Annotated in this window: 16 protein-coding genes; 8 read left to right on the forward strand and 8 right to left on the reverse strand. The window is 62.1% G+C overall.

The features are described 5' to 3' along the window. Positions 1 to 59 precede the first annotated feature (59 nt). Positions 60 to 1,289 carry an ABC transporter substrate-binding protein gene (locus GAL_RS20865; RefSeq protein WP_024099579.1) on the reverse strand — a complete coding sequence of 410 codons (1,230 nt, stop codon included), beginning with the start codon at positions 1,287 to 1,289 and terminating at the stop codon, positions 60 to 62. A 150-nt stretch (positions 1,290 to 1,439) separates the two neighbouring features. Between GAL_RS20865 and GAL_RS20870 the strand changes: the two genes are divergently transcribed. The 4 genes from GAL_RS20870 to GAL_RS20885 all read left to right on the forward strand — a co-directional run bounded on the left by GAL_RS20870 (position 1,440) and on the right by GAL_RS20885 (position 6,250). Further along, on the forward strand, positions 1,440 to 2,480 hold the full coding sequence (locus tag GAL_RS20870) for a LacI family transcriptional regulator (RefSeq protein ID WP_024099580.1): 1,041 nt from the start codon (positions 1,440 to 1,442) through the stop codon (positions 2,478 to 2,480). Between the two features lie 23 nt (positions 2,481 to 2,503). Further along, positions 2,504 to 3,559, forward strand: a complete 1,056-nt coding sequence (locus GAL_RS20875; protein ID WP_024099581.1) for a sugar phosphate isomerase/epimerase family protein — start codon at positions 2,504 to 2,506, stop codon at positions 3,557 to 3,559. Then, a complete protein-coding gene (locus tag GAL_RS20880) occupies positions 3,556 to 4,680 on the forward strand; it encodes a Gfo/Idh/MocA family protein (protein WP_024099582.1) in 1,125 nt (374 codons plus the stop codon). The genes GAL_RS20875 and GAL_RS20880 overlap by 4 nt, the downstream gene beginning before the upstream one ends. Positions 4,681 to 4,810: 130 nt before the next feature. Continuing rightward, entirely contained in the window at positions 4,811 to 6,250 is a 1,440-nt protein-coding gene (locus tag GAL_RS20885; protein WP_024099583.1) for an aldehyde dehydrogenase family protein, read from the forward strand. A 161-nt stretch (positions 6,251 to 6,411) separates the two neighbouring features. On the opposite strand, the gene GAL_RS20890 is transcribed toward GAL_RS20885, so the two are convergent. Beyond that, a complete protein-coding gene (locus GAL_RS20890; protein ID WP_024099584.1) occupies positions 6,412 to 6,732 on the reverse strand; it encodes a hypothetical protein in 321 nt (106 codons plus the stop codon). Positions 6,733 to 7,049: 317 nt separating this feature from the next. On the opposite strand from GAL_RS20890, the gene GAL_RS20895 reads away from it, so the two are divergent. After that, a complete protein-coding gene (locus GAL_RS20895) occupies positions 7,050 to 8,267 on the forward strand; it encodes an MFS transporter (protein ID WP_024099585.1) in 1,218 nt (405 codons plus the stop codon). A 79-nt stretch (positions 8,268 to 8,346) separates the two neighbouring features. Here the strand turns inward: GAL_RS20895 and hmpA are convergent, their stop codons facing one another. Further along, positions 8,347 to 9,537, reverse strand: coding sequence for an NO-inducible flavohemoprotein (gene hmpA / locus GAL_RS20900; protein WP_024099586.1), 1,191 nt, complete (start codon positions 9,535 to 9,537; stop codon positions 8,347 to 8,349). Between the two features lie 148 nt (positions 9,538 to 9,685). Here hmpA and GAL_RS20905 point away from each other — a divergent pair, with 148 nt between their 5' ends. Then, positions 9,686 to 10,135 carry an RrF2 family transcriptional regulator gene (locus GAL_RS20905; protein WP_024099587.1) on the forward strand — a complete coding sequence of 150 codons (450 nt, stop codon included), beginning with the start codon at positions 9,686 to 9,688 and terminating at the stop codon, positions 10,133 to 10,135. Positions 10,136 to 10,173: 38 nt separating this feature from the next. Here GAL_RS20905 and GAL_RS20910 read toward each other — a convergent pair whose 3' ends face one another. The 4 genes from GAL_RS20910 to katG all read right to left on the reverse strand — a co-directional run bounded on the left by GAL_RS20910 (position 10,174) and on the right by katG (position 14,341). Beyond that, on the reverse strand, positions 10,174 to 11,016 hold the full coding sequence (locus GAL_RS20910; protein ID WP_024099588.1) for an anti-sigma factor family protein: 843 nt from the start codon (positions 11,014 to 11,016) through the stop codon (positions 10,174 to 10,176). Then, positions 11,013 to 11,534, reverse strand: a complete 522-nt coding sequence (locus tag GAL_RS20915; RefSeq protein WP_024099589.1) for an RNA polymerase sigma factor — start codon at positions 11,532 to 11,534, stop codon at positions 11,013 to 11,015. The genes GAL_RS20910 and GAL_RS20915 overlap by 4 nt, the downstream gene beginning before the upstream one ends. 119 nt (positions 11,535 to 11,653) lie before the next feature. Further along, complete coding sequence (locus tag GAL_RS20920) at positions 11,654 to 12,007, reverse strand: COG4315 family predicted lipoprotein (protein ID WP_024099590.1); 354 nt, start codon at positions 12,005 to 12,007, stop codon at positions 11,654 to 11,656. A gap of 165 nt (positions 12,008 to 12,172) precedes the next feature. Then, positions 12,173 to 14,341, reverse strand: a complete 2,169-nt coding sequence (katG, locus tag GAL_RS20925) for a catalase/peroxidase HPI (RefSeq protein ID WP_024099591.1) — start codon at positions 14,339 to 14,341, stop codon at positions 12,173 to 12,175. Positions 14,342 to 14,602: 261 nt separating this feature from the next. Here katG and GAL_RS20930 point away from each other — a divergent pair, with 261 nt between their 5' ends. Beyond that, positions 14,603 to 15,538 (forward strand): hydrogen peroxide-inducible genes activator, encoded by a 936-nt coding sequence (locus GAL_RS20930; protein ID WP_024099592.1) that lies wholly within the window; start codon positions 14,603 to 14,605, stop codon positions 15,536 to 15,538. 131 nt (positions 15,539 to 15,669) lie between these two features. Further along, positions 15,670 to 17,127: a multicopper oxidase family protein gene (locus GAL_RS20935; protein WP_024099593.1), complete on the forward strand. Its 1,458-nt coding sequence runs from the start codon at positions 15,670 to 15,672 to the stop codon at positions 17,125 to 17,127. Positions 17,128 to 17,136: 9 nt separating this feature from the next. Here the strand turns inward: GAL_RS20935 and GAL_RS20940 are convergent, their stop codons facing one another. Then, positions 17,137 to 18,540 carry an ABC1 kinase family protein gene (locus tag GAL_RS20940; protein WP_024099594.1) on the reverse strand — a complete coding sequence of 468 codons (1,404 nt, stop codon included), beginning with the start codon at positions 18,538 to 18,540 and terminating at the stop codon, positions 17,137 to 17,139. Positions 18,541 to 18,626: the final 86 nt, after the last annotated feature.

An 18,626-nucleotide genomic window follows, 5' to 3' on the forward strand; every position in this document is an offset into this window, starting at 1 on the left:
GGGCAGACGGCAACGCCAACCGGGGCGCACATCGCGGCGCGCCCCGGCTGAAATGCGGCTCAGTCAGCGTCCGCGATAATCTCGGCATAGCGTGCCTGCGCATCCGCTGCCGCCATGTCAGAGGCCCAGAATTCCGCCATCAGATCCTGAATCTGCGCCTGGGTATCGGCGGAAAACGCCTGATCCATGCTGGGCAGCACATTGCCATCCGCCAGAATCGCGAGGCCTTTTTTCATGCAGTCATTGGCTGCTGACAGATCGACATCTCCGCGCACCGGCAGGGAGCCCTTGGTCAGGTTGAAAGCGACCTGAACCTCCTTGGAGATCAGCACCGACGCCATGTCCATCTGCGCCTGTTTGACCTCTGCATCCTCAATCACCGGGAAGTAAAACGCATCACCGCTGGTGTCGATGATCTGGTTCAGTCCCATGCCGGGCAGGCAGGTGTAATCCTGTCCGGCCACCTGTTCGGCAAGGGTGAATTCCCCCTGTGCCCAATCGCCCATGATCTGCCCTCCAGCCTTGCCGGTGATGACCATATTGGTGGCCAGATTCCAATCCTGCACATTGCTGTTGCGCGCCAGTTCGCGGGCGTCGACCACCGCATCAAAGACCTTGGCATATTGCGGCCCGGCGGCGACTTCGGCGTTGCGTTCCAGCGAAACCTTGCGCCAGCTGTCCTGATCGACCAGCCCGACAGTCAGCGCGCCAAAGGCGATCCGCTGCTGCCAGCCCTGCTGCCCCATCGCCAGCGGCACGATGCCCGCCTCGGCCAGCTTTGGCGCGGCGGCGACAAATTCATACCAATCCTGCGGCACGCTCATCCCCGCCTTGTCAAAGGCGTCATGGCTGAGCCAGAGCCACTGCGTGGAATGGATATTGACCGGCACACAGTAGATGCGCCCCTCATAGGTGCAGCTGTCCAACAGCGACGGCGGGTTGACGATATCGCGCCAGCCTTCCTTTTCCGCCAGTTCGGTGAGGTCGGTCATCAACCCCGCCTCGATCAGCTCCTCGGCCTGACGACCATGGGTGAGCTGCGTCGCCGCCATTGGATCACCGCCCAGAATGCGGCTGATAATGATCGGACGCGCAGTGGTGCCGGACCCGGCAATCGCGCCATCAACCCAGTTATGCGCGGTCTGATCATTGACCGCATCAGCAAATTTCGTAACCGCGGCAGCCTCCCCGCCCGAGGTCCACCAATGGGTCACCTCCAAATCGGCGGACTGCGCGATGGTGGCGCTAACACTAAGGGCTGTCGTCATCAGCATAGATGTCAATTTCACGATTTATCCTCCCTGACTAAATCGTTATAGATCGACTTATAACGATTTAGATTGACCTCGCAAGATGTTTTCTGCAACACGAAGAACAGGACGTGGGGTCGCGGATCTGATAGAGATCCCAAACCCCGGTATGAGCAATGCGAGGCGCCAATGGCCAAATCAAATCCCCCAAGCGACGGCCTGCCCCGCGATGGCAAGAAGCCGACGCTCAAAACCATCGCCAAGGCCAGCGGTATGGCCGTGCCCACGGTCTCGCGGGCGCTGTCCGATGCGCCCGATATCAGCGAAGCGACCAAGAAGAAGGTGCGCGAAATCGCCGATGCGCTTGGCTATGTGCCAAATCGCGCGGGCGTGCGGCTGCGCACCGGGCGCACCAATGTCATCAGTCTGGTGATGTCGGCAGAACGCGAGATGATGACCCAGACCGCCCGGTTGCTAACCTCGCTGGGGCTGGCGCTGCGCGAAACCCACTATCACCTCAATGTCTCGCCGGTGTTTCCCGACGACGACCCGCTGCGCGCGGTGCGCTACATCGTGGAGAATCAGACCGCCGATTGCGTGATCTTCAATCAGGTGGAGCCGGAGGATAAGCGCGCGGAATACCTGATTGAGCGGAATTTCCCCTTTGCCACCCATGGGCGCACCAAATGGGCCGATCAACACCCATATTACGACTTCGACAATTTCGCCTTTTCCGAATTTTCCCTCGCCGAACTGGCAGCGCGGGGACGCAGGAACATCGTGTTGCTGGCGCCGCCTCTGGCGCAGAACTATGCCAACGACATGGTCAATGGCGCCCGCCACGCCGCCAAGGCGCTGGGGATCCAGCTGCACGTGGCCCGTCAGGTCCAGAGCAACGGCCTCTACAAGGATCTGCGCAACTGGGCGGCGCAGAAACATCGCGAAGATCCGACAATCGACGGATTCCTCTGCGCCTCCACCAACGCCACCATGTCGGTGGTCGCGGGCATGGAAAGCTGTGGCTGCACCGTCGGACAGGAGTTCGACGTCGTCGCCAAGGAGGGGTTGCATATGCTGAAATTCGTGCGCCCCGAGATCATTGTCGTGCAGGAAGATATCGAGGCTACTGGCGTTTTTCTCGCCAAGGCGGCCCTTCAGGCAATCAAATCGCCGGAGCTGCCGCCACAGCAGTTTCTGGAAGTACCAACCGAATTTGTCACCTGGGAATAACCCAGACCCGAGGGAGAGCAGACGTGACCACGCAGATCAAAGGCCCGGCCCTGTTCCTGGCGCAATTCGCCGGGGATGAGGCACCATTCAATTCACTGGAGACGATCACAAAATGGGCCGCCGGCCTTGGCTATCGGGGGGTGCAGATCCCTACATTCGACAGCCGTCTCTTTGATCTGGACCGCGCCGCCGAAAGCCAGACCTACTGTGACGAGATAATGGGCATCTGCGCCGATGCGGGCGTGGAGATCACCGAACTGTCGACCCATCTTCAGGGCCAGCTGGTGGCGGTGAACCCGGCCTATGATCTCGCGCTGGATGCCTTTGCGCCGGAGCATTGCCGCGGTAACCCCGCCAAGCGGCAAGCCTGGGCGGTGGATCAGATGCACAAGGCTGCCACCGCCAGCGCGCGGCTGGGGCTCACGCATACGGTCAGCTTTACCGGCGCGCTCGCCTTCCCCTACCTCTACCCCTGGCCACAGCGCCCGGAAGGGCTGATCGAGGAGACCTTCGCCGAGCTGGGTCGCCGCTGGACACCGATCCTCAACCACTATGCCGAGTGCGGGCAGGATATCGGCTTTGAACTCCACCCCGGCGAGGACGTCTTTGACGGGGCGACGTTTGAAATGTTTGTAGACGCCTGCGGCGGGCACGATGCGGCGATGATCAACTACGATCCCAGCCATTTCCTGCTGCAGCAACTGGATTACCTCGCCTTCATCGACCTCTACCATGACCGGATCAACGCCTTTCATGTGAAGGACGCGGAGTTCAATCCCGACGGGCGGCAAGGCGTCTACTCCGGCTATCAGAGCTGGACCAACCGTGCCGGGCGCTTCCGGTCTCTGGGCGATGGGCAGGTTGATTTTTCAGCGATTTTTTCCAAACTGACCCAATATGGCTATGATAGCTGGGCAGTATTGGAATGGGAATGCTGCCTCAAATCGCCCGCACAGGGCGCCGCCGAGGGCGCGCCCTTCATCAAACGCCACCTGATCGAGGTCACCGACAAGGCTTTTGACGATTTTGCCGGGGGCGAGCGCGACACTGACACAATCCGGGAGATGCTGGGACTATGACGACAGAGCGAAAGGCACGCCTCAAATTGGGCATGGTCGGAGGCGGGCAGGGAGCCTTCATCGGGGCGGTGCACCGGATCGCGGCGCGGATGGACGACCGGTTTCAACTGGTCGCCGGGGCGCTGTCCTCTGATCCCGCGCGCGCCGCTGCCAGCGCCGCCGAACTGGGGATTGCCCCGGATCGCAGCTATGCCAGCTTTGAGGAGATGGCCCGAGCCGAGGCCGCCCGCGAGGATGGCATTGACGCGGTGGCAATCGTCACGCCCAACCATCTGCACGCCGGGCCCAGCATCGCCTTTCTCAATGCAGGCATTCATGTGATCTGCGACAAACCCCTTGCCGCCAGCGCGACGGAGGCCGAGGCCATGAAACAGGCCGCCGCAACCAGCAGCGCGCGGTTTTTTCTAACCCATAACTACACCGGTTATCCCCTGCTGCGGCAGGCCCGTGCCATGGTTGCGCGCGGTGATCTGGGCCGGATCCGGCTGGTGCAGGCGGAATATGCGCAGGATTGGCTGACCGACGTGATCGAACAGGAGGGTCACAAACAGGCCGCCTGGCGCACCGATCCTGCACAATCCGGCGCCGGGGCGATTGGCGATATCGGCACCCATGCTTTCAACCTCGCCTGCTTTGTCAGCGGTCTGGTACCACAATCACTTTCGGCTGAGCTGCACAGTTTCGGACCCGGACGTCAGGTTGATGACAACGCCCATATCCTGCTGCGCTATGCAGAGGGCGCGCGTGGTATGCTCTGGGCCAGCCAGATCGCAGTCGGCTGTGAAAACGACCTGCGCCTGCGCATCTATGGCGACAAGGGGGGGCTGGAGTGGGAACATCAGGACCCCAATCAGATGCGCTTCACCCGTTTTGGGGAACCCAAACAGATCCTGACCCGTGGCGGTGCTGGTGTTGGCCCAGACTGGACTCGCGTTCCGCCCGGCCATCCGGAGGGATATCTGGAAGGCTTCGCAACGCTTTACACCGATATCGCCGAGGTGATCGAGACCGGCATCGACAATCCGATGCTGCCCGGTCTTCAGGCGGGGCTGGACGGGATGTGGTTCATCTCCGCCGCGCAGACCTCCTCTGCCGACGGGGGGGCCTGGATCCCCCGATAATCCTCACGGCTCACCTGCTCCGACCAACCAGAAAAACCGCCATCCAAGGGGGACATCTCCTTGGATCCCGCGCCTGTGCGCGCCCTGCGCCATGTCATCAGATTATTCGATTCAACCCGAGGCTTTTTCCATGAATTTTACTCCCACCGACCTGACCCACAGCTACATTGATGGCCGCTGGACACCCGTAACTGGCACCCCGCGCAGCCCTGTCATCAACCCCGCCACCGAGACCCCGGTGGCCATGTTGCATCACGCCGGTCCTGCGGATGTGGAGGCCGCCGTGGCAGCGGCCAAAGGCGCCCATCTGACCGAAGCGCTTGGCAGCAAGGACAACCGCATTGCCCTGTTGGAACGGATCAGAGCCGGTTTCGACAGCCGCTGGGAGGATCTGGCGCAGGCGATCTCACTGGAGATGGGGGCGCCGATTGATCTGGCCCGTAATGCGCAGGCCGAAACCTTCCTGATCCAGCTGGATGCCACCCTTGACGCGCTGCGCGGATTTGACTTTGCCGAAACCCTGCACAACGGCGACCACCTGATCCGTCAGCCCACCGGCGTTGCCGGTCTGATCACCCCGTGGAACTGGCCGATCCATCAAATCAGCCTCAAGGTTTTTGCAGCCCTCGCAGCGGGTTGCCCTGTCGTCCTGAAACCCAGCGAACATACGCCGCTCAACGCCCGCATCTTTGCCGAGATTCTGGACGCCGCCGACCTGCCGCCCGGTGCCTTCAACCTGATCAACGGCGATGGGGCCTCGGTCGGGGCGCAGCTCACCGATCATCCCGATGTGGCAGTGATGTCCTTCACCGGTTCCACCCGCGCCGGGCTTGAGATCGGCGCCAGCGCCGTCCGCCGTGGGGCCCGCTGCGCGCTGGAGATGGGCGGCAAATCCCCCTGTCTGGTGTTCGAGGATGCCGATCTGGATCAGGTGATGGAGAAGATCCTGGCCAAGACCTTTCCCAACTCCGGACAGAACTGCAACGCGCCAACCCGCATCCTGATTGAGGCCAGCGCCTATCCCGCCGCCAAAGAAGCCGCACAGCGCGCCGCCGCAATCTGGACGCTGAGCGATCCCGCCCGGCCCGGCGATCACCTCGGGCCGGTCGCCAATGCCCGACAGTTCGACCATATCCAGACCCTGTTGCACGGCGCAATTGCCGCCGGGGCCACGGTGCTTTGCGGTGGGGCGGGGCGCCCCGACGACAGGGAGACCGGCTATTTCGTCAAACCAACGATCCTGGCGGATGTAGCGCGCAAGGCCGAAGCTGTGCAGCAGGAAATCTTTGGCCCGGTGATCGTGCTGCAACCGTTTGAGGACCTCGACGACGCCATCGCCATGGCCAATGACAGTGAATTCGGGCTGGCCGGCTATGTCTATTCCAACGACCCCGCCATCCAGTCCGCGGTGATCCGGCGGCTGGACTGCGGCATGGTCTTCGTGAACGGCGCCGATCTCGCCCCCGGCAGCCCCTTCGGTGGCACCAAGAAATCTGGCATCGGCCGCGAGGGCGGCCCCTATGGCATCGAGGAATTTCTGGAACTGAAACTGGTGGCCCGCCCTGGCTAGAGACTTCGCCAAATCGCCGACCTTCAATCCGGGTATCCGCACCATTGGAGTATTGAACCGGCGGCAGACAGGAATTGTGCCTCTCGCCACGACGGAAATCAGCGAATGGCATTTCCCCCTGCCGCCGGTATCCCCCCGATCGGAGTTACCTCCCAAACCCATCAGTGCAGGATGACGTATTGCTCATCCCAAGTGATGGTATTGTCTTCAAACGGCTCAGTATCGATCGCACCAAGTTCTGGCTGGTCCCCGGATGCGGATGCCGCCTGGTCTCCAGCCATCCCGGATGGCGCAATATCGGTGCCATAACGGGCCGCCAGCTTCGACTCAGAGTGGCTCGCAAAATGATCTGAGATGGCGCTACCGTGATGCTCAATGCCACCAAGGTGCTGGCCTGGCCCTGCCATGGCCGATCCTGCCATCAGTGCGATCACCAATGCGGGTGCGACAATGAGTTTTTCGACTGTGTTGAAGCGTTTCATTTTGACCTCTTTTCCTTGGGTTACCTCTCCAACCTACGATTGCCACCGGGTTGAGTATTGTGAGAGAAACTCAGTATTTTGTCATTTCTCATCATGTCGACTCGAGGCATCTCAATAAGACTGGTTATGGTAAATAATGACGTCTCCGGATGTCACACATAAGCAGATGCGAATTATCGGCGCGCTTCCGCCAGAACCGCTGACCAATATTGTCAGGGCAGCATTCGACCCAAGGTCAGGCCATTGAATTTCAAAGCCCATAGATTACGAGCACCGCAGGCGCTAGCATCAGATCAGCCGCACAACCGGAGACACCGATGGCCACCCCTCTTTTGCTCAGAAATCGCAATTACCGCCTGTTGTTCACTGCCGGGGCGCTGACCAATCTGGGGGATGGGTTCATCCTGTTGGCACTGCCCTGGCTGGCCACGCTGATGACCCGCGATCCGGTGGCCATCGCCGCTGTGGCCGCTGCCGGGCGGCTGCCGTGGTTGTTCTTTGCCCTGCCTGCCGGAGTGATTGCGGATATGGCCGACCGGCGCAAGCTGATCGCCCGCGCCGATCTGTTGCGCGCGGTGATCGTGCTGGCGATCCTGATGCTGGCACTCAGCGAACCTGTACCCGGAGCAATCTGGGCGCTGGCCGGGCTGGCCTTTGTCTTGGGGGCGGCGGAGGTGATCCGCGACAATGCCGCCCAGACCATCCTCCCCGATATTGTCGCCACCACCGATCTTGAGGAAGCGAATGGCCAGATGTGGACCGCTGAGCAACTGACCGGCCAGTTCATCGGCCCGCCTCTGGCAGGTCTGCTGATTGCAGCCGGCATTGCCATCCCCTTCGGGCTTGATGTGGTGGCGCTGGTGTTGGCGGCGGGCTTTGTCTGGCTGATCAGCCTGTCGCCCCGTGCACCGGTACAGCAAGGATTTCGCAGGGCGCTGATGCAGGGCATCCGCTTTATGCGCGGTGACACCCTGTTGTTGCGTCTGGCGATCGTGCTGGGCATCGCCAATTTCCTCGCCACTGCGACCATCACTGTTCAGGTGCTCTTTGCGCAGGAGGTGCTCGGCCTCAGCGCGACGGACTACGGGTTTGTCCTGTCGGTGGCCGCTCTGGGGGCCGTGACCGGCAGCCTGATCGCACCGCGCCTCAGCCGTCTGATCGGGGTGCAGCCCTGTCTGTATCTGTCGATTGCAGGCTGGGCGGTTGGTTATGCATTGATCGGAAGCAGCAGCAGCGGTGTTGTCATGGCGCTGGCGATGTTTGCTGTGATGACGGCGGCCATGGTCTGGAATGTGATCACGGTGTCCTGGCGGCAAAGGCGCATCCCGACGGAGCTGCTGGGCCGGGTCAACAGCATCTACCGCTGCTTTGGCTGGGGGTCGATGCCACTGGGCGCGTTGGCCGGCGGCACCGTGGTGGCCGTGCTGGAAACCGATCTGGGCCGCGACCTTGCCCTGCGGATGCCGTTCCTGATCGCCGCAGGCTGCTGCCTCCTGTTGCTGGCCTATGCCACCTTCCGTCTGCGACTGGACTGATACGGCTGTCTGCTCCTGCGAAGAAGAACCTGTATGGGAAAATGGCCGCAGCGGTTCCCCGCCACGGCCATTTGTGTCCTTAGGCGACGCCCAGATCTTCAGCCGGTCCAAAGAACTCGAAATGGATCCTATCCATATCGACATGCGCCGCCCGCAACCCTGCGATTGCCATCGCCATGAAGCCTTTGGGACCACATATGTAGTAGTCGGACATCGCCGTATTGGTGTTCGCCGCCAACCAGTCCGGGGTGATCCGCCCCTCGACATCATAGCGCGCCGCCGCACGGTCCGCATCGCTCGGGGTCTCAAGAAAGATCACACTGCGCTTGGCCAAGGATTTGCTGAGACCCTCCATCGCCAGATTGTCACCATCCACCGCCGCGTGAAGGTAAGTGGCACTGCGATCATTCGCCGCCAGTGTTTCGAGCATGGCGACCATCGGCGTCAGCCCAACCCCCGCAGACAGCAGCACAACTTCGCTCTCTGGCCGGTCCTTCAACACGAAATCCCCAGCCGGGGCGGCCACCCGCAGTACAGTGCCCTCGGTCGCCACCTCATGCAGCCAGCCACTGATCACACCGCCGGGCTCTCGCTTGACGGAGATCCGGTAGTATTCGCCATTGGGCGCACAGGAGATCGAATAGTTGCGTCGCGCTTTGCCGGTGTCCGGATGGTCAAAATCAAAGGCCAGATACTGTCCCGGTTGATGCCGCAGAACCGGCCCGCCATCCACCGGGCGCAACACGAAAGATTTGACCGAGGCGCTTTCGCGCACAATCCCGGTGATCGCAAATTCGCGCCAGCCGTCCCAACCGCCTTCGGCGCTGGCAATCTCCTGGTACATCTTGCGCTCTGCCTCGATCAGCAGGTTTGCCAGGAACCAATAGGCCTCTCCCCATGCCTCCAGCACCTCAGAGCTTGCCGCCTGCCCCAGCACCGCCTCGATTGCGCCCAGCAGGGCAGTCGCCACATGGTCGTAGTGTTCAGGCTTGATCTGCAGGCTGACATGTTTGTTGACGATCCGCTCCACCACACTGCTCAGCGCGCCCAGATTGTCGATATTGCGGGCATAGCCCAGGATCGCATTGGCCAGCGCCGCATGCTGGCTAGAGTCTCCCTGCTGGTGCGACTGGTTGAACAGCGCCTTGATATCCTCATCCGCCATCAGGCGGGTATACATCTCCGCCACGATGGCGCCACCATGGGCCTCCAGCGCGGGAACGGTTGCGGTCACAATCGCCTTGCTCTGCTCTGACAGGGGCTGTGCCATAGGTCTGATCCTTCTCTGCATCTGCCAAACCCGGGACATCCGGGTGGCTTTAAAACATTCATCTCAAGTGAATGTATATTTCGGCTATACAAACATTCAACCGAAATGAATATTAAACCCCCGCAGCCCCCACCATCCGGAACCAGAGATGAAGCTCAATCTGAAAACAGACTATGCCCTCAGGCTCCTTATTTTATTGGCAACACGGCCCAATCAGCAGTTTGAAATTGAGACATTGAGCCGCATGCACCAACTGCCTGCCAGTTCGGTCATGAAGATCATCAGTGAGCTGGTCCGTCACGGCTATGTCCATAGCATTCGCGGCCGCTCCGGCGGGGTCCAGATCGGTCGGAAGCCGTCGGAGATTTGCGTCGGGGACGTTGTCCAAGCCATGAACGAACCGATGGAGATCGTCGATTGCAGCAGCTGCCTTCTGGTCGGAAACTGCCGTCTGAAAGGGGTCCTGTGCGAGGCGGCGCAAGCGTTTACCGATGTGTTGATGAACTATCATCTCAGTGACCTGATCGCCGCCCCTGCCCCGGTGCTAACCCCGCTACTGGACCGCGACGATGGCGCTGATCCGACACCTCTGGCGTGACGTCGTTACAGGGCGAAAGCCACGCGGATCGCGCGTCATCAGAGCGCAACACCCTGCGCCGCCGCCCTGGCGATGGCCGCCAAACCGGGTTGGCCCTCTGGACCGATCAGGACAAACTTACCGCCCTCACCATTCCAGCTGATGAAATCAAATCCGCGCATGGTCCGGGTTGCAAATGCCTCACCCTGCGGTGTGTCGCCCGCCTGTAGGCACAGCGCAATGACAGTCCCATCGACCCGCCGGTACATCAACTGCCCGACCGGCGCACCGTTGGCCACCAACAGCCGACCGCCTTCGAAGGTCAGTCCGAACGCCGACAAATCCGGTATGGCAAAGGCGACCTCAACGGTTTTCGTCAACCAGCGTCGCAGATGATCTGCCTCAGCGGCTGGCACCTCCACCAGATGGCGCGTCTCACTGGCGTAGATCGCATGGTAATCCGCAATATCTGACAGCCAGCCTGCCGCAACCGACCGCGTGGGAGTCATAACCACAGGTGCGGCGACCTCCTTCAACCAGTAGCCCCCGATCCCGCCAAGGACAAAAACAGCCAATCCAGCCGCAAGACCGGACCGGAGCGGCAAAGCGTATCGCCAGCCCCGTGCTATGGCCGCATCCCTGTCATCCGCCCCTGTCCGCGGCAGAGGCTCCTGAGGCATAGACAAGGGCGTGGCGCGAATGGACTGCGCCAATGACAAGGGCACGGGCTCACGCAAAGCCGCCTCAAATCCGCTTTGCGCCAGCGCATCGGCCTCCAGCAACGCATCAAACTCAGCCTGCGCAGCCGCGTCCTGCGCCAAGCGCGCCTCAATCTCTGCCGCGTCGTCCGCCGACAGCTCCCCGTCCAGATAGGCGCTGAGTTTTTCCGATAGATCCGTCATAGCTCGGCAACCTCTTGATGAGACAAGCTGGAAATCAACAATTTGCGGGCGCGGTGGATCCGGCTCATCACCGTTCCGACGGGCACGTCCAGCAACTCTGACACCTCGCGGTAACTATAGCCCTCGGCACAGACCAACAGCAGAGGTTGCGCCAGCGACGGGTCCAGATCCGCGATACGGCTCTGCACCTGTCGAGCGGTCAGAGTGGTCTCGGCAACATCTGCACCGGACATCCCCGTAGCCGCCAGTTCTGTGGCCTCTTCAACAGGAACCACACCTGCGCCCTGCCGCACCCGACGCTTGCGGGTCTCACTGACCCAAAGGTTGCGCAACACCCGAAACATCCAACGATCCAACGGTTGCGCAGGATCGTACTGCTGCCATTTCTGCAAGGCCAGCGCGCAGGCTTCCTGCAACAGGTCATCCGCATCAGGCCCAGAGCGCGTCAGGCTGAGCGCAAAGCGCCGCAGCCGGGGCATCATGCCGATCATTTCGGATTTGAATTGGTCAGGGGACATCTGGGCCTGGCTAACGGACAAAGACGACGAGGTCATATGAAGGCATGATCTCCCGTCGATCATAAAAGACTGCAGCGGGTACGACGACAGTTTTCGCCGCACCCATTGTCATAATCGCCTCAATGCGCCAGATGCCAGACACCGCCGACACCGTCACCGCTGGTATCACCCGGCGCCTTGTCGCCCTGCCAGAAATACAACGGCGCACCATCCTTGGCCCATTGCATCGCGCCATCTTTGCGCTTGATCTTGGTCAGCCCGTCCTTCGCACCAGTGCTCTGATCCACCAGATAAGGCGGCCATTTCACCGCGCAGCCATCATTGCAAACCGATGTGTTCTTCTTGTCCTTGTCAAAGATATAAAGCGACATGCCGTTTTCCGCGACCAGCGGTTCCGCGGAATGGCCAGCCGCATAGGCGTCATCACAGGCCGTCAGAATGAGACCGGCGGCAACAACAGCAAATAATTTCATCTTGGATACTCCCTCAGGTTTGAACTTGGCCGCCCCTTCGGGCCGCTCACCTAAGGGTTACGCGTCAGGGTCTCAGTCTATTCTCGGGGACCGTTATTTTATCCCGGAATCAAAAAAACCGCCCGGCATCAGCTGCCGGACGGGGTTGCGTTATATCTGCGCCGATCAGTGCAGGTCGAAGCGGTCGGCGGTCATCACCTTGGTCCAGGCGGCGATGAAATCCTCGACGAATTTCTCGCGGTTGTCGTCCTGGGCATAGACCTCGGCATAGGCGCGCAGGATGGAGTTGGAGCCGAACACCAGATCCACATTGGTCGCGGTCCATTTCACATCGCCGCTCTGCCGGTCGGCCACCTCATAGACCTCCTTGCCTGCCGCACGCCAGACATTGCCCATATCCAGCAGATTGACAAAGAAATCCGTGGTCAGCACGCCTTCGCGGTTGGTGAAAACCCCGTGTTTGGTCCCGCCATGATTGACACCAAGCACCCGCATGCCGCCAATCAGCACGGTCATTTCCTTGGCCGTCAGCCCCATCAGATGGGCCCGGTCCAGCATCATATCGACAGCACTGTCGGCATAATCGCCTTTCAGCCAGTTGCGGAAGGCATCATGCAGCGGTTCCAGCACCGCAAAGGACTCCGCATCGGTGGCCTCGGCACTGGCATCCCCGCGACCGGGCACAAAAGGCACCTCACGGCCAAAGCCTGCGGCATCTGCCGCCGCCTCGATCGCCACGGCACCGCCCAGCACGATCACATCGGCAAGGCTGGCGCCGGTCTGTTCGGCGATCACCTCATAGGTTTTCAGCACCCGATCCAGACGCGCTGGCTCGTTGCCGACCCATTCGCTCTGCGGCGCCAAGCGGATACGGGCCCCATTGGCACCACCGCGCAGATCGGACCCACGGAAAGTGCGCGCACTGTCCCAAGCCGTCGCGATCATCTCAGCCTGCGGCAGACCACAATCGCGCAGCAGCTGTTTGGTCGCGGCCACGTCATAGGCCGTGCTGCCCGCAGGCACATTGTCCTGCCAGATCAGATCTTCCTGCGGTGATTCCGGGCCGATATAGCGATTGCGCGGTCCCATATCGCGGTGCAGCAGCTTGAACCAGGCACGGGCAAAGACCTCTGCAAAATACGCCGGATCCTTGTAGAACCGTTCAGAGATCTTGCGATACTCCGGGTCCTTGATCATCGCCATATCTGCATCGGTCATGATCGGGTTGAGACGGATCGAGGGATCCTCCACATCAACCGGCTTGTCCTCTTCCTTGATGTTGATCGGCTCCCACTGCCAGGCGCCTGCCGGGCTTTTCTTCAACTCCCAGTCATAGGTGAACAGCAAGTAGAAATAGCCATTGTCCCATTTGGTCGGGTCAGTGGTCCAGGCCCCTTCGATGCCACTGGACATAGTATCACGCCCATGGCCGGTGCCGTTGCTGTTGCTCCAGCCAAGACCCTGCTCGGCCAGACCGCCGCCCTCGGGATCGGCCCCAATTGCGTCGGCGCGACCATTGCCGTGGGCCTTGCCGATGGTGTGCCCCCCGGCGGTCAAGGCCACGGTTTCCTCGTCGTTCATTGCCATGCGCTCAAAGGTGATCCGCACATCCTGCGCCGTGCGCAGCGGATCCGGCTCACCGCCGACACCTTCAGGGTTCACATAGATCAGGCCCATCTGCACCGCCGCAAGGGGGTTGGAAAGCGAGTCGCGATCCGCGCCGTCCTCATAGCGACCGGCAGCCAGCCATTCCTTTTCTGCACCCCAATAGACGTCTTTTTCCGGAGCCCAGATATCTTCGCGGCCAAAGGAGAACCCATAGGTTGGCAAGCCAACGGATTCATAAGCAATGTTGCCCGCCAGTGCGATCAGATCCGCCCAGGACAGCGCGTTGCCGTATTTCTGCTTGATCGGCCACAACAGGCGACGCGCCTTGTCGAGGTTGACGTTATCGGGCCAGGAATTCAGCGGCGCAAAGCGCTGATTGCCGGTGGTTGCCCCACCCCGGCCATCCGCCGCGCGATAAGTGCCGGCCGAATGCCAGGCCATCCGCACCATCAGGCCCGCATAGGTGCCCCAATCCGCAGGCCACCAGCTCTGGCTGTCGGTCATCAACGCGGTCAAATCGGCCTTCAGCGCCTCAACATCCAGAGATTTCACCGCCTCGCGATAGTCAAACCCCTCTGCCATCGGATCGGTCATCTGGTCGTGCTGGTGCAGAATGTCGAGGTTCAGCGCATTGGGCCACCAATCCGCCACACCGGCGCTGGTGTTTGTGTTGCTTCCGTGCAGAACCGGGCATTTTCCGCCTGTGTTTCCGTCACCTTGCTGCATGTTGTCTCTCCTGGGTCTTGAATTCTGACGCACCGGTTGCCTCCCCTGACTGGACGCCGGGGCCGGGCCTCTCGGGCAAAGGCTAGCAGGGGGCTGTGATTATCAGAAATGATAAATCAAGATTTCTTATATAGATAATAACTATCAAAGGTCTCGCCACCCCTGCGATCGTCCACCCTGACACATGCCACCTCAATCGGGGCAGAACCCTACATCGGCACAGCTTGCCCGCCCCCGTAAAAACGGATTAAAAATCACGCCATGATAGACGCACCCTATAACACCAGCCTCACATTACGGCAGCTGCGCTTCCTTGTGGCCGTTGCGGATGAGCTGAATTTCTCCCGCGCAGCAGAGAGATGCTATGTCAGCCAGCCCACCCTCAGCGTCGGTTTGCGGGAGCTGGAGGACCGGCTGGGCGTCACCCTTGCAGAGCGCACCAAACGCTCGGTCATCCTGACTCCGGTTGGCGCCCAGATCGCCGAACGCGCCCGCAAGCTGCTGCAGGACAGCCGCGAGATCGAGGAACTGGCCGCCGCGCAGGCCAGCCCGGAGGGCGGCACCCTGCGCATGGGCGCGATCCCCACAATCGGCCCTTTCCTGATCCCGCGCGCCATGCCTGCGCTGAAATCCAGCTTTCCCGATCTGCAGCTCTATCTGCGCGAGGAAATGACCGGCCAGCTGCTGGAAGGGGTCCAGAGCGGGCGGCTGGATCTGGTGATCTATGCCGAACCCTATGCGCCCGCCGGGCTGGACACGCTACATCTGTTTGACGATGGCTATCATCTGGCGGCCCCGCCCACCGACCCCACACCGCCACAGGTCCCCGGCGCCGCAATTCGCGGCGCGGATCTGGACGGGCGGCAGCTGATGCTGCTGGAACAGGGGCATTGCCTGCACCGTCACGCACTCAGCGCTTTTCCCGAACGCGATATTCAGCAGGACGAGAGCTTTGCCGCCACCTCGCTCTCCACCCTGATTTCCATGGTGAGCGAGGGGCTGGGGATCACCCTCCTCCCTGACCTGGCCATTGATGCCGGGGTGGCGGCGGGACAGGATGTGGTGATGACGCCGCTGGCCGATGCCTGCCCACGCCGGGTCACCCTGGCCTGGCGGCCGACCAGCGTGCGCGCCGATCTGTTCCGCAAAATCGGGGCGGTTCTGCGCACCGCCCGCGGATCGCTCGTGGCTCCTTAGAAACCGGGGTATTCCGTCGCAGCCTGCGCGCCGGATCTTACCCCCGCCGGGCAAAACCGCTAGCCTGCGCCCGACAGCCACGGCAGCCAATCCCCTGCCCCGCCAACACCCGAGCAACACCCGGTGATCTCATGGCCTCAGCCCGCCCTTCCCAACGCCTCAGCCGTCGCCGCGCCCTGCAACTGGGCACCGCCGCCGGAGTGCTGGCCCCGCTTGGCCTCGCCGAGGCGCAGATTACCGCCTCGTCTCAGGCAAAGGCGCAGACCGGCACCACGACCGCCGCCCTGCCCCTACATATCCAGCAGGCCCGCTACACCATTGCCGACGCCCCGACGGAGGGGCTGATCTCCACCCGCCCCGACGGCCCACCGCCAGTGCTGCGCCTGAAACAGGGCCAGCCCTTTGCCGCACGGGTCACCAATACACTGCCCGACTACACGGCGATGCACTGGCATGGCATCCGGCTCGACAATGCGATGGACGGGGTGCCTTATCTGACCCAGTTTCCCATCGGTCCGGGCGAGAGCTTTGACTATCACTTCACCCCGATGGACGCCGGCACCTATTGGTATCATCCGCACTGTATGACCATGGATCAGATGGCCATGGGGCTGACTGGCGTGCTGGTGGTGGAAGAGGCAGAGGACCCCGGATTTGACGCCGACATCGCCCTGAATCTGCGCGATTTCCGCCTGCGCCCCAATGGCGACTGGCTGAAGCTCTGGACGGCGCGGGGGGCAGCGCGATCTGGCACCTTTGGCACCGTGATCACCGCCAATTGGGACAGTGATCCGGTCTATGAGGCGCCCACCGGCGGGTTGCTGCGGCTGCGGCTTGCGGCCACCGATACCGCGCGGATTTACAAACCCTATGTGACAGGCGCCAACGGTCAGGCGATCGCCGCCGATGGTCACCCACTGCGCGAGGCCATCGACTGGCCCACGGATCAGGCCCCTGCCCTGCTGTCACCCGGCCAGCGTCTGGATATCGCACTGCAGATGCCCCGTGTCGAAGGCGCCTATGTTGACGTCATGACGGCCTTTCCGGGCGGGCCGCGACGGCTCGCCCGGATCCGCGCCACCGGGGCAAACCTTGGTCGAGAGCTGGCTGAGCTGCCCGCCCTGCCCGCCAATGATGTGCCGGAACCCGATCTGGCCAACGCGCGGGTTGAGGATCTGGTCTTTGGCTGGACGCCCGAAGGCGGCGCACCGCAAAACGGCTACTGCGGCTCGCTGGGCTATACGTTCTGGTCGATCAACCGCAAACCCTGGCCCGGCGATGCCGCCGACCCGGAGACCCCCGGTGCCGGCCCACTGGCAGTGTTCAATCGCGGCGAAAGCGTCATTCTGCGACTGCGCAATGAAAGCCCGAACGCCCATCCGATCCACCTGCATGGTCTGGTGTTCCGCCCGCTGCGCTCCAACAAGCGGACGCTGCCGTCGAACTGGACCGACACCGCGCTGCTGCTGAAGGACGAAGTCATAGAAGTCGCGCTGGTCGCTGACAATCCCGGCGACTGGGCGTTCCATTGCCATGTGATCGAACATCAGAAAACCGGGCTGGCGGGCTATATCCGGGTGCTGGCCTGATCGGTCCCGTCAGTCGTCCTCCAGATAGGGGGACAGCAGCGCCCGTACTGGCACCCGCGCTCCAAGCCGGCCTGCCAGCAACACCATTCCCGCCAGCTTGCGCTGGACAAACAGCACATCCATCGGCACCGCAGGAGGCACCATGCCCTCTTCCGCCAGGGCCATGCCTTCCGCCTGCATCTGCTGCAACAGGCTGGGATCGGCGAAATCATAACTCTTAGCCGTGCGTAGCACGTCAAACACCTGCGTGATCATCGCCAATACGCGCCGCTGATGATCCGCGCGCATCGCCCCCTCATCCGCCATCCCATCCGGTGCGACCAACCCCAGATCCGCAGCGGCTGCGGTCAGCGCCGCCGCATCGCCGCGCATCCCGGCGCGCAACAGCGCACGATACTGCGCCACCACCTGCGGCGCGAGCGGGCGCGTTGCGCCGAAATCCAGAAGGACAATGCGACCCGTCTCCGCGTCAAAGAGATAGTTGGCGAAATTCGGATCGCTCTGCATCAGGCCAAACTCAAACAGCTCCCGCAGCATCAGCGCCATCAGATCCCGCATCAGCCGGTCGCGCACCTCCTGCGGGGCGGTCTGCGCGTCTTCGACCGCGCGCCCCTTGGCATAGGCCATGGCCAGAACCGCGTCGGTGGACCAGTCGGGATAGAACTCCGGCACCTGAAACTGCGGCTGATCGTTCAGCTGCGCGGCGAAGTCTGCCAGATAGCGCCCTTCACGATCGTAATCGACCTCCTCATGCAGCTGCCGCCGCGCTTCCTCAAGATAGGGGGCGATGTCAAATCCCCCTGGCACCAACCGTGAGGCCCGCAGCAAACTGCCGAGATTGGCGACATCACTGTCAATGCTGCGCGCGACGCCGGGATATTGCACCTTGATCGCCATCTCGCGCCCGTCGCGCAATTGCGCACGGTGGACCTGCCCGATTGAGGCAGCCGCCATCGGGCGCACATCAAACCGCAAGAACTGGCGCCGCCAGCCCTCACCCCAGGCCGCATCCAGCACCTGACGTAGCTGCTTTGGCGGCATGAAATCCGCCTCCGCCCGCAGCCGGGACAGGATTTGAGACAGCTCCTGCGGCAGCAGCGCCCCGCTCTCCATTGACATCAGCTGGCCCAGTTTCATCGCCGCGCCGCGCATCCGCGCCAGTTCAGACGTCAGACGGCGGGCGTTGGCCGGTGTCATCAGCAGATCCCGCAGCTGGGGGCGCTGGCCCTGCGACAGTGCCTGCACCCCGCCAACCATGGCGTTGCCCGCAACCTGCGCAGCCATCCCGCCAATCCGCGCCAACCGGGAAACACGCCCACTGGGCACGGCCACCGCGCGGGCCTCTGCAGTGGCGGGCTGGATTTCATCTGGCTCGATGTAATCGGGCCGGGTCTCATCTGGTGAAGAGGTCATCGTCCTGCGGCCCTTGTTCCTGAACGCGGCGGGTGGGCAGTGCCCGCTGCCGCTCTGCTCGACCTAAGGCGCGGGCCGCGCAGGTC

It is taken from the genome of Phaeobacter gallaeciensis DSM 26640, from assembly GCF_000511385.1.
Lineage (GTDB): Bacteria > Pseudomonadota > Alphaproteobacteria > Rhodobacterales > Rhodobacteraceae > Phaeobacter > Phaeobacter gallaeciensis.

What these genes read in the sequence shown, in the direction of transcription:
- GAL_RS20870 (WP_024099580.1), top strand. Translation starts at nt 1,440, where the DNA reads ATGGCCAAATCAAATCCCCCAAGCGACGGCCTGCCCCGCGATGGCAAG.
- GAL_RS20880 (WP_024099582.1), top strand. Translation starts at nt 3,556, where the DNA reads ATGACGACAGAGCGAAAGGCACGCCTCAAATTGGGCATGGTCGGAGGC.
- GAL_RS20885 (WP_024099583.1), top strand. Translation starts at nt 4,811, where the DNA reads ATGAATTTTACTCCCACCGACCTGACCCACAGCTACATTGATGGCCGC.
- GAL_RS20890 (WP_024099584.1), bottom strand. Translation starts at nt 6,732, where the DNA reads ATGAAACGCTTCAACACAGTCGAAAAACTCATTGTCGCACCCGCATTG.
- GAL_RS20895 (WP_024099585.1), top strand. Translation starts at nt 7,050, where the DNA reads ATGGCCACCCCTCTTTTGCTCAGAAATCGCAATTACCGCCTGTTGTTC.
- hmpA (WP_024099586.1), bottom strand. Translation starts at nt 9,537, where the DNA reads ATGGCACAGCCCCTGTCAGAGCAGAGCAAGGCGATTGTGACCGCAACC.
- GAL_RS20905 (WP_024099587.1), top strand. Translation starts at nt 9,686, where the DNA reads ATGAAGCTCAATCTGAAAACAGACTATGCCCTCAGGCTCCTTATTTTA.
- GAL_RS20910 (WP_024099588.1), bottom strand. Translation starts at nt 11,016, where the DNA reads ATGACGGATCTATCGGAAAAACTCAGCGCCTATCTGGACGGGGAGCTG.
- GAL_RS20915 (WP_024099589.1), bottom strand. Translation starts at nt 11,534, where the DNA reads ATGTCCCCTGACCAATTCAAATCCGAAATGATCGGCATGATGCCCCGG.
- GAL_RS20920 (WP_024099590.1), bottom strand. Translation starts at nt 12,007, where the DNA reads ATGAAATTATTTGCTGTTGTTGCCGCCGGTCTCATTCTGACGGCCTGT.
- katG (WP_024099591.1), bottom strand. Translation starts at nt 14,341, where the DNA reads ATGCAGCAAGGTGACGGAAACACAGGCGGAAAATGCCCGGTTCTGCAC.
- GAL_RS20930 (WP_024099592.1), top strand. Translation starts at nt 14,603, where the DNA reads ATGATAGACGCACCCTATAACACCAGCCTCACATTACGGCAGCTGCGC.
- GAL_RS20935 (WP_024099593.1), top strand. Translation starts at nt 15,670, where the DNA reads ATGGCCTCAGCCCGCCCTTCCCAACGCCTCAGCCGTCGCCGCGCCCTG.
- GAL_RS20940 (WP_024099594.1), bottom strand. Translation starts at nt 18,540, where the DNA reads ATGACCTCTTCACCAGATGAGACCCGGCCCGATTACATCGAGCCAGAT.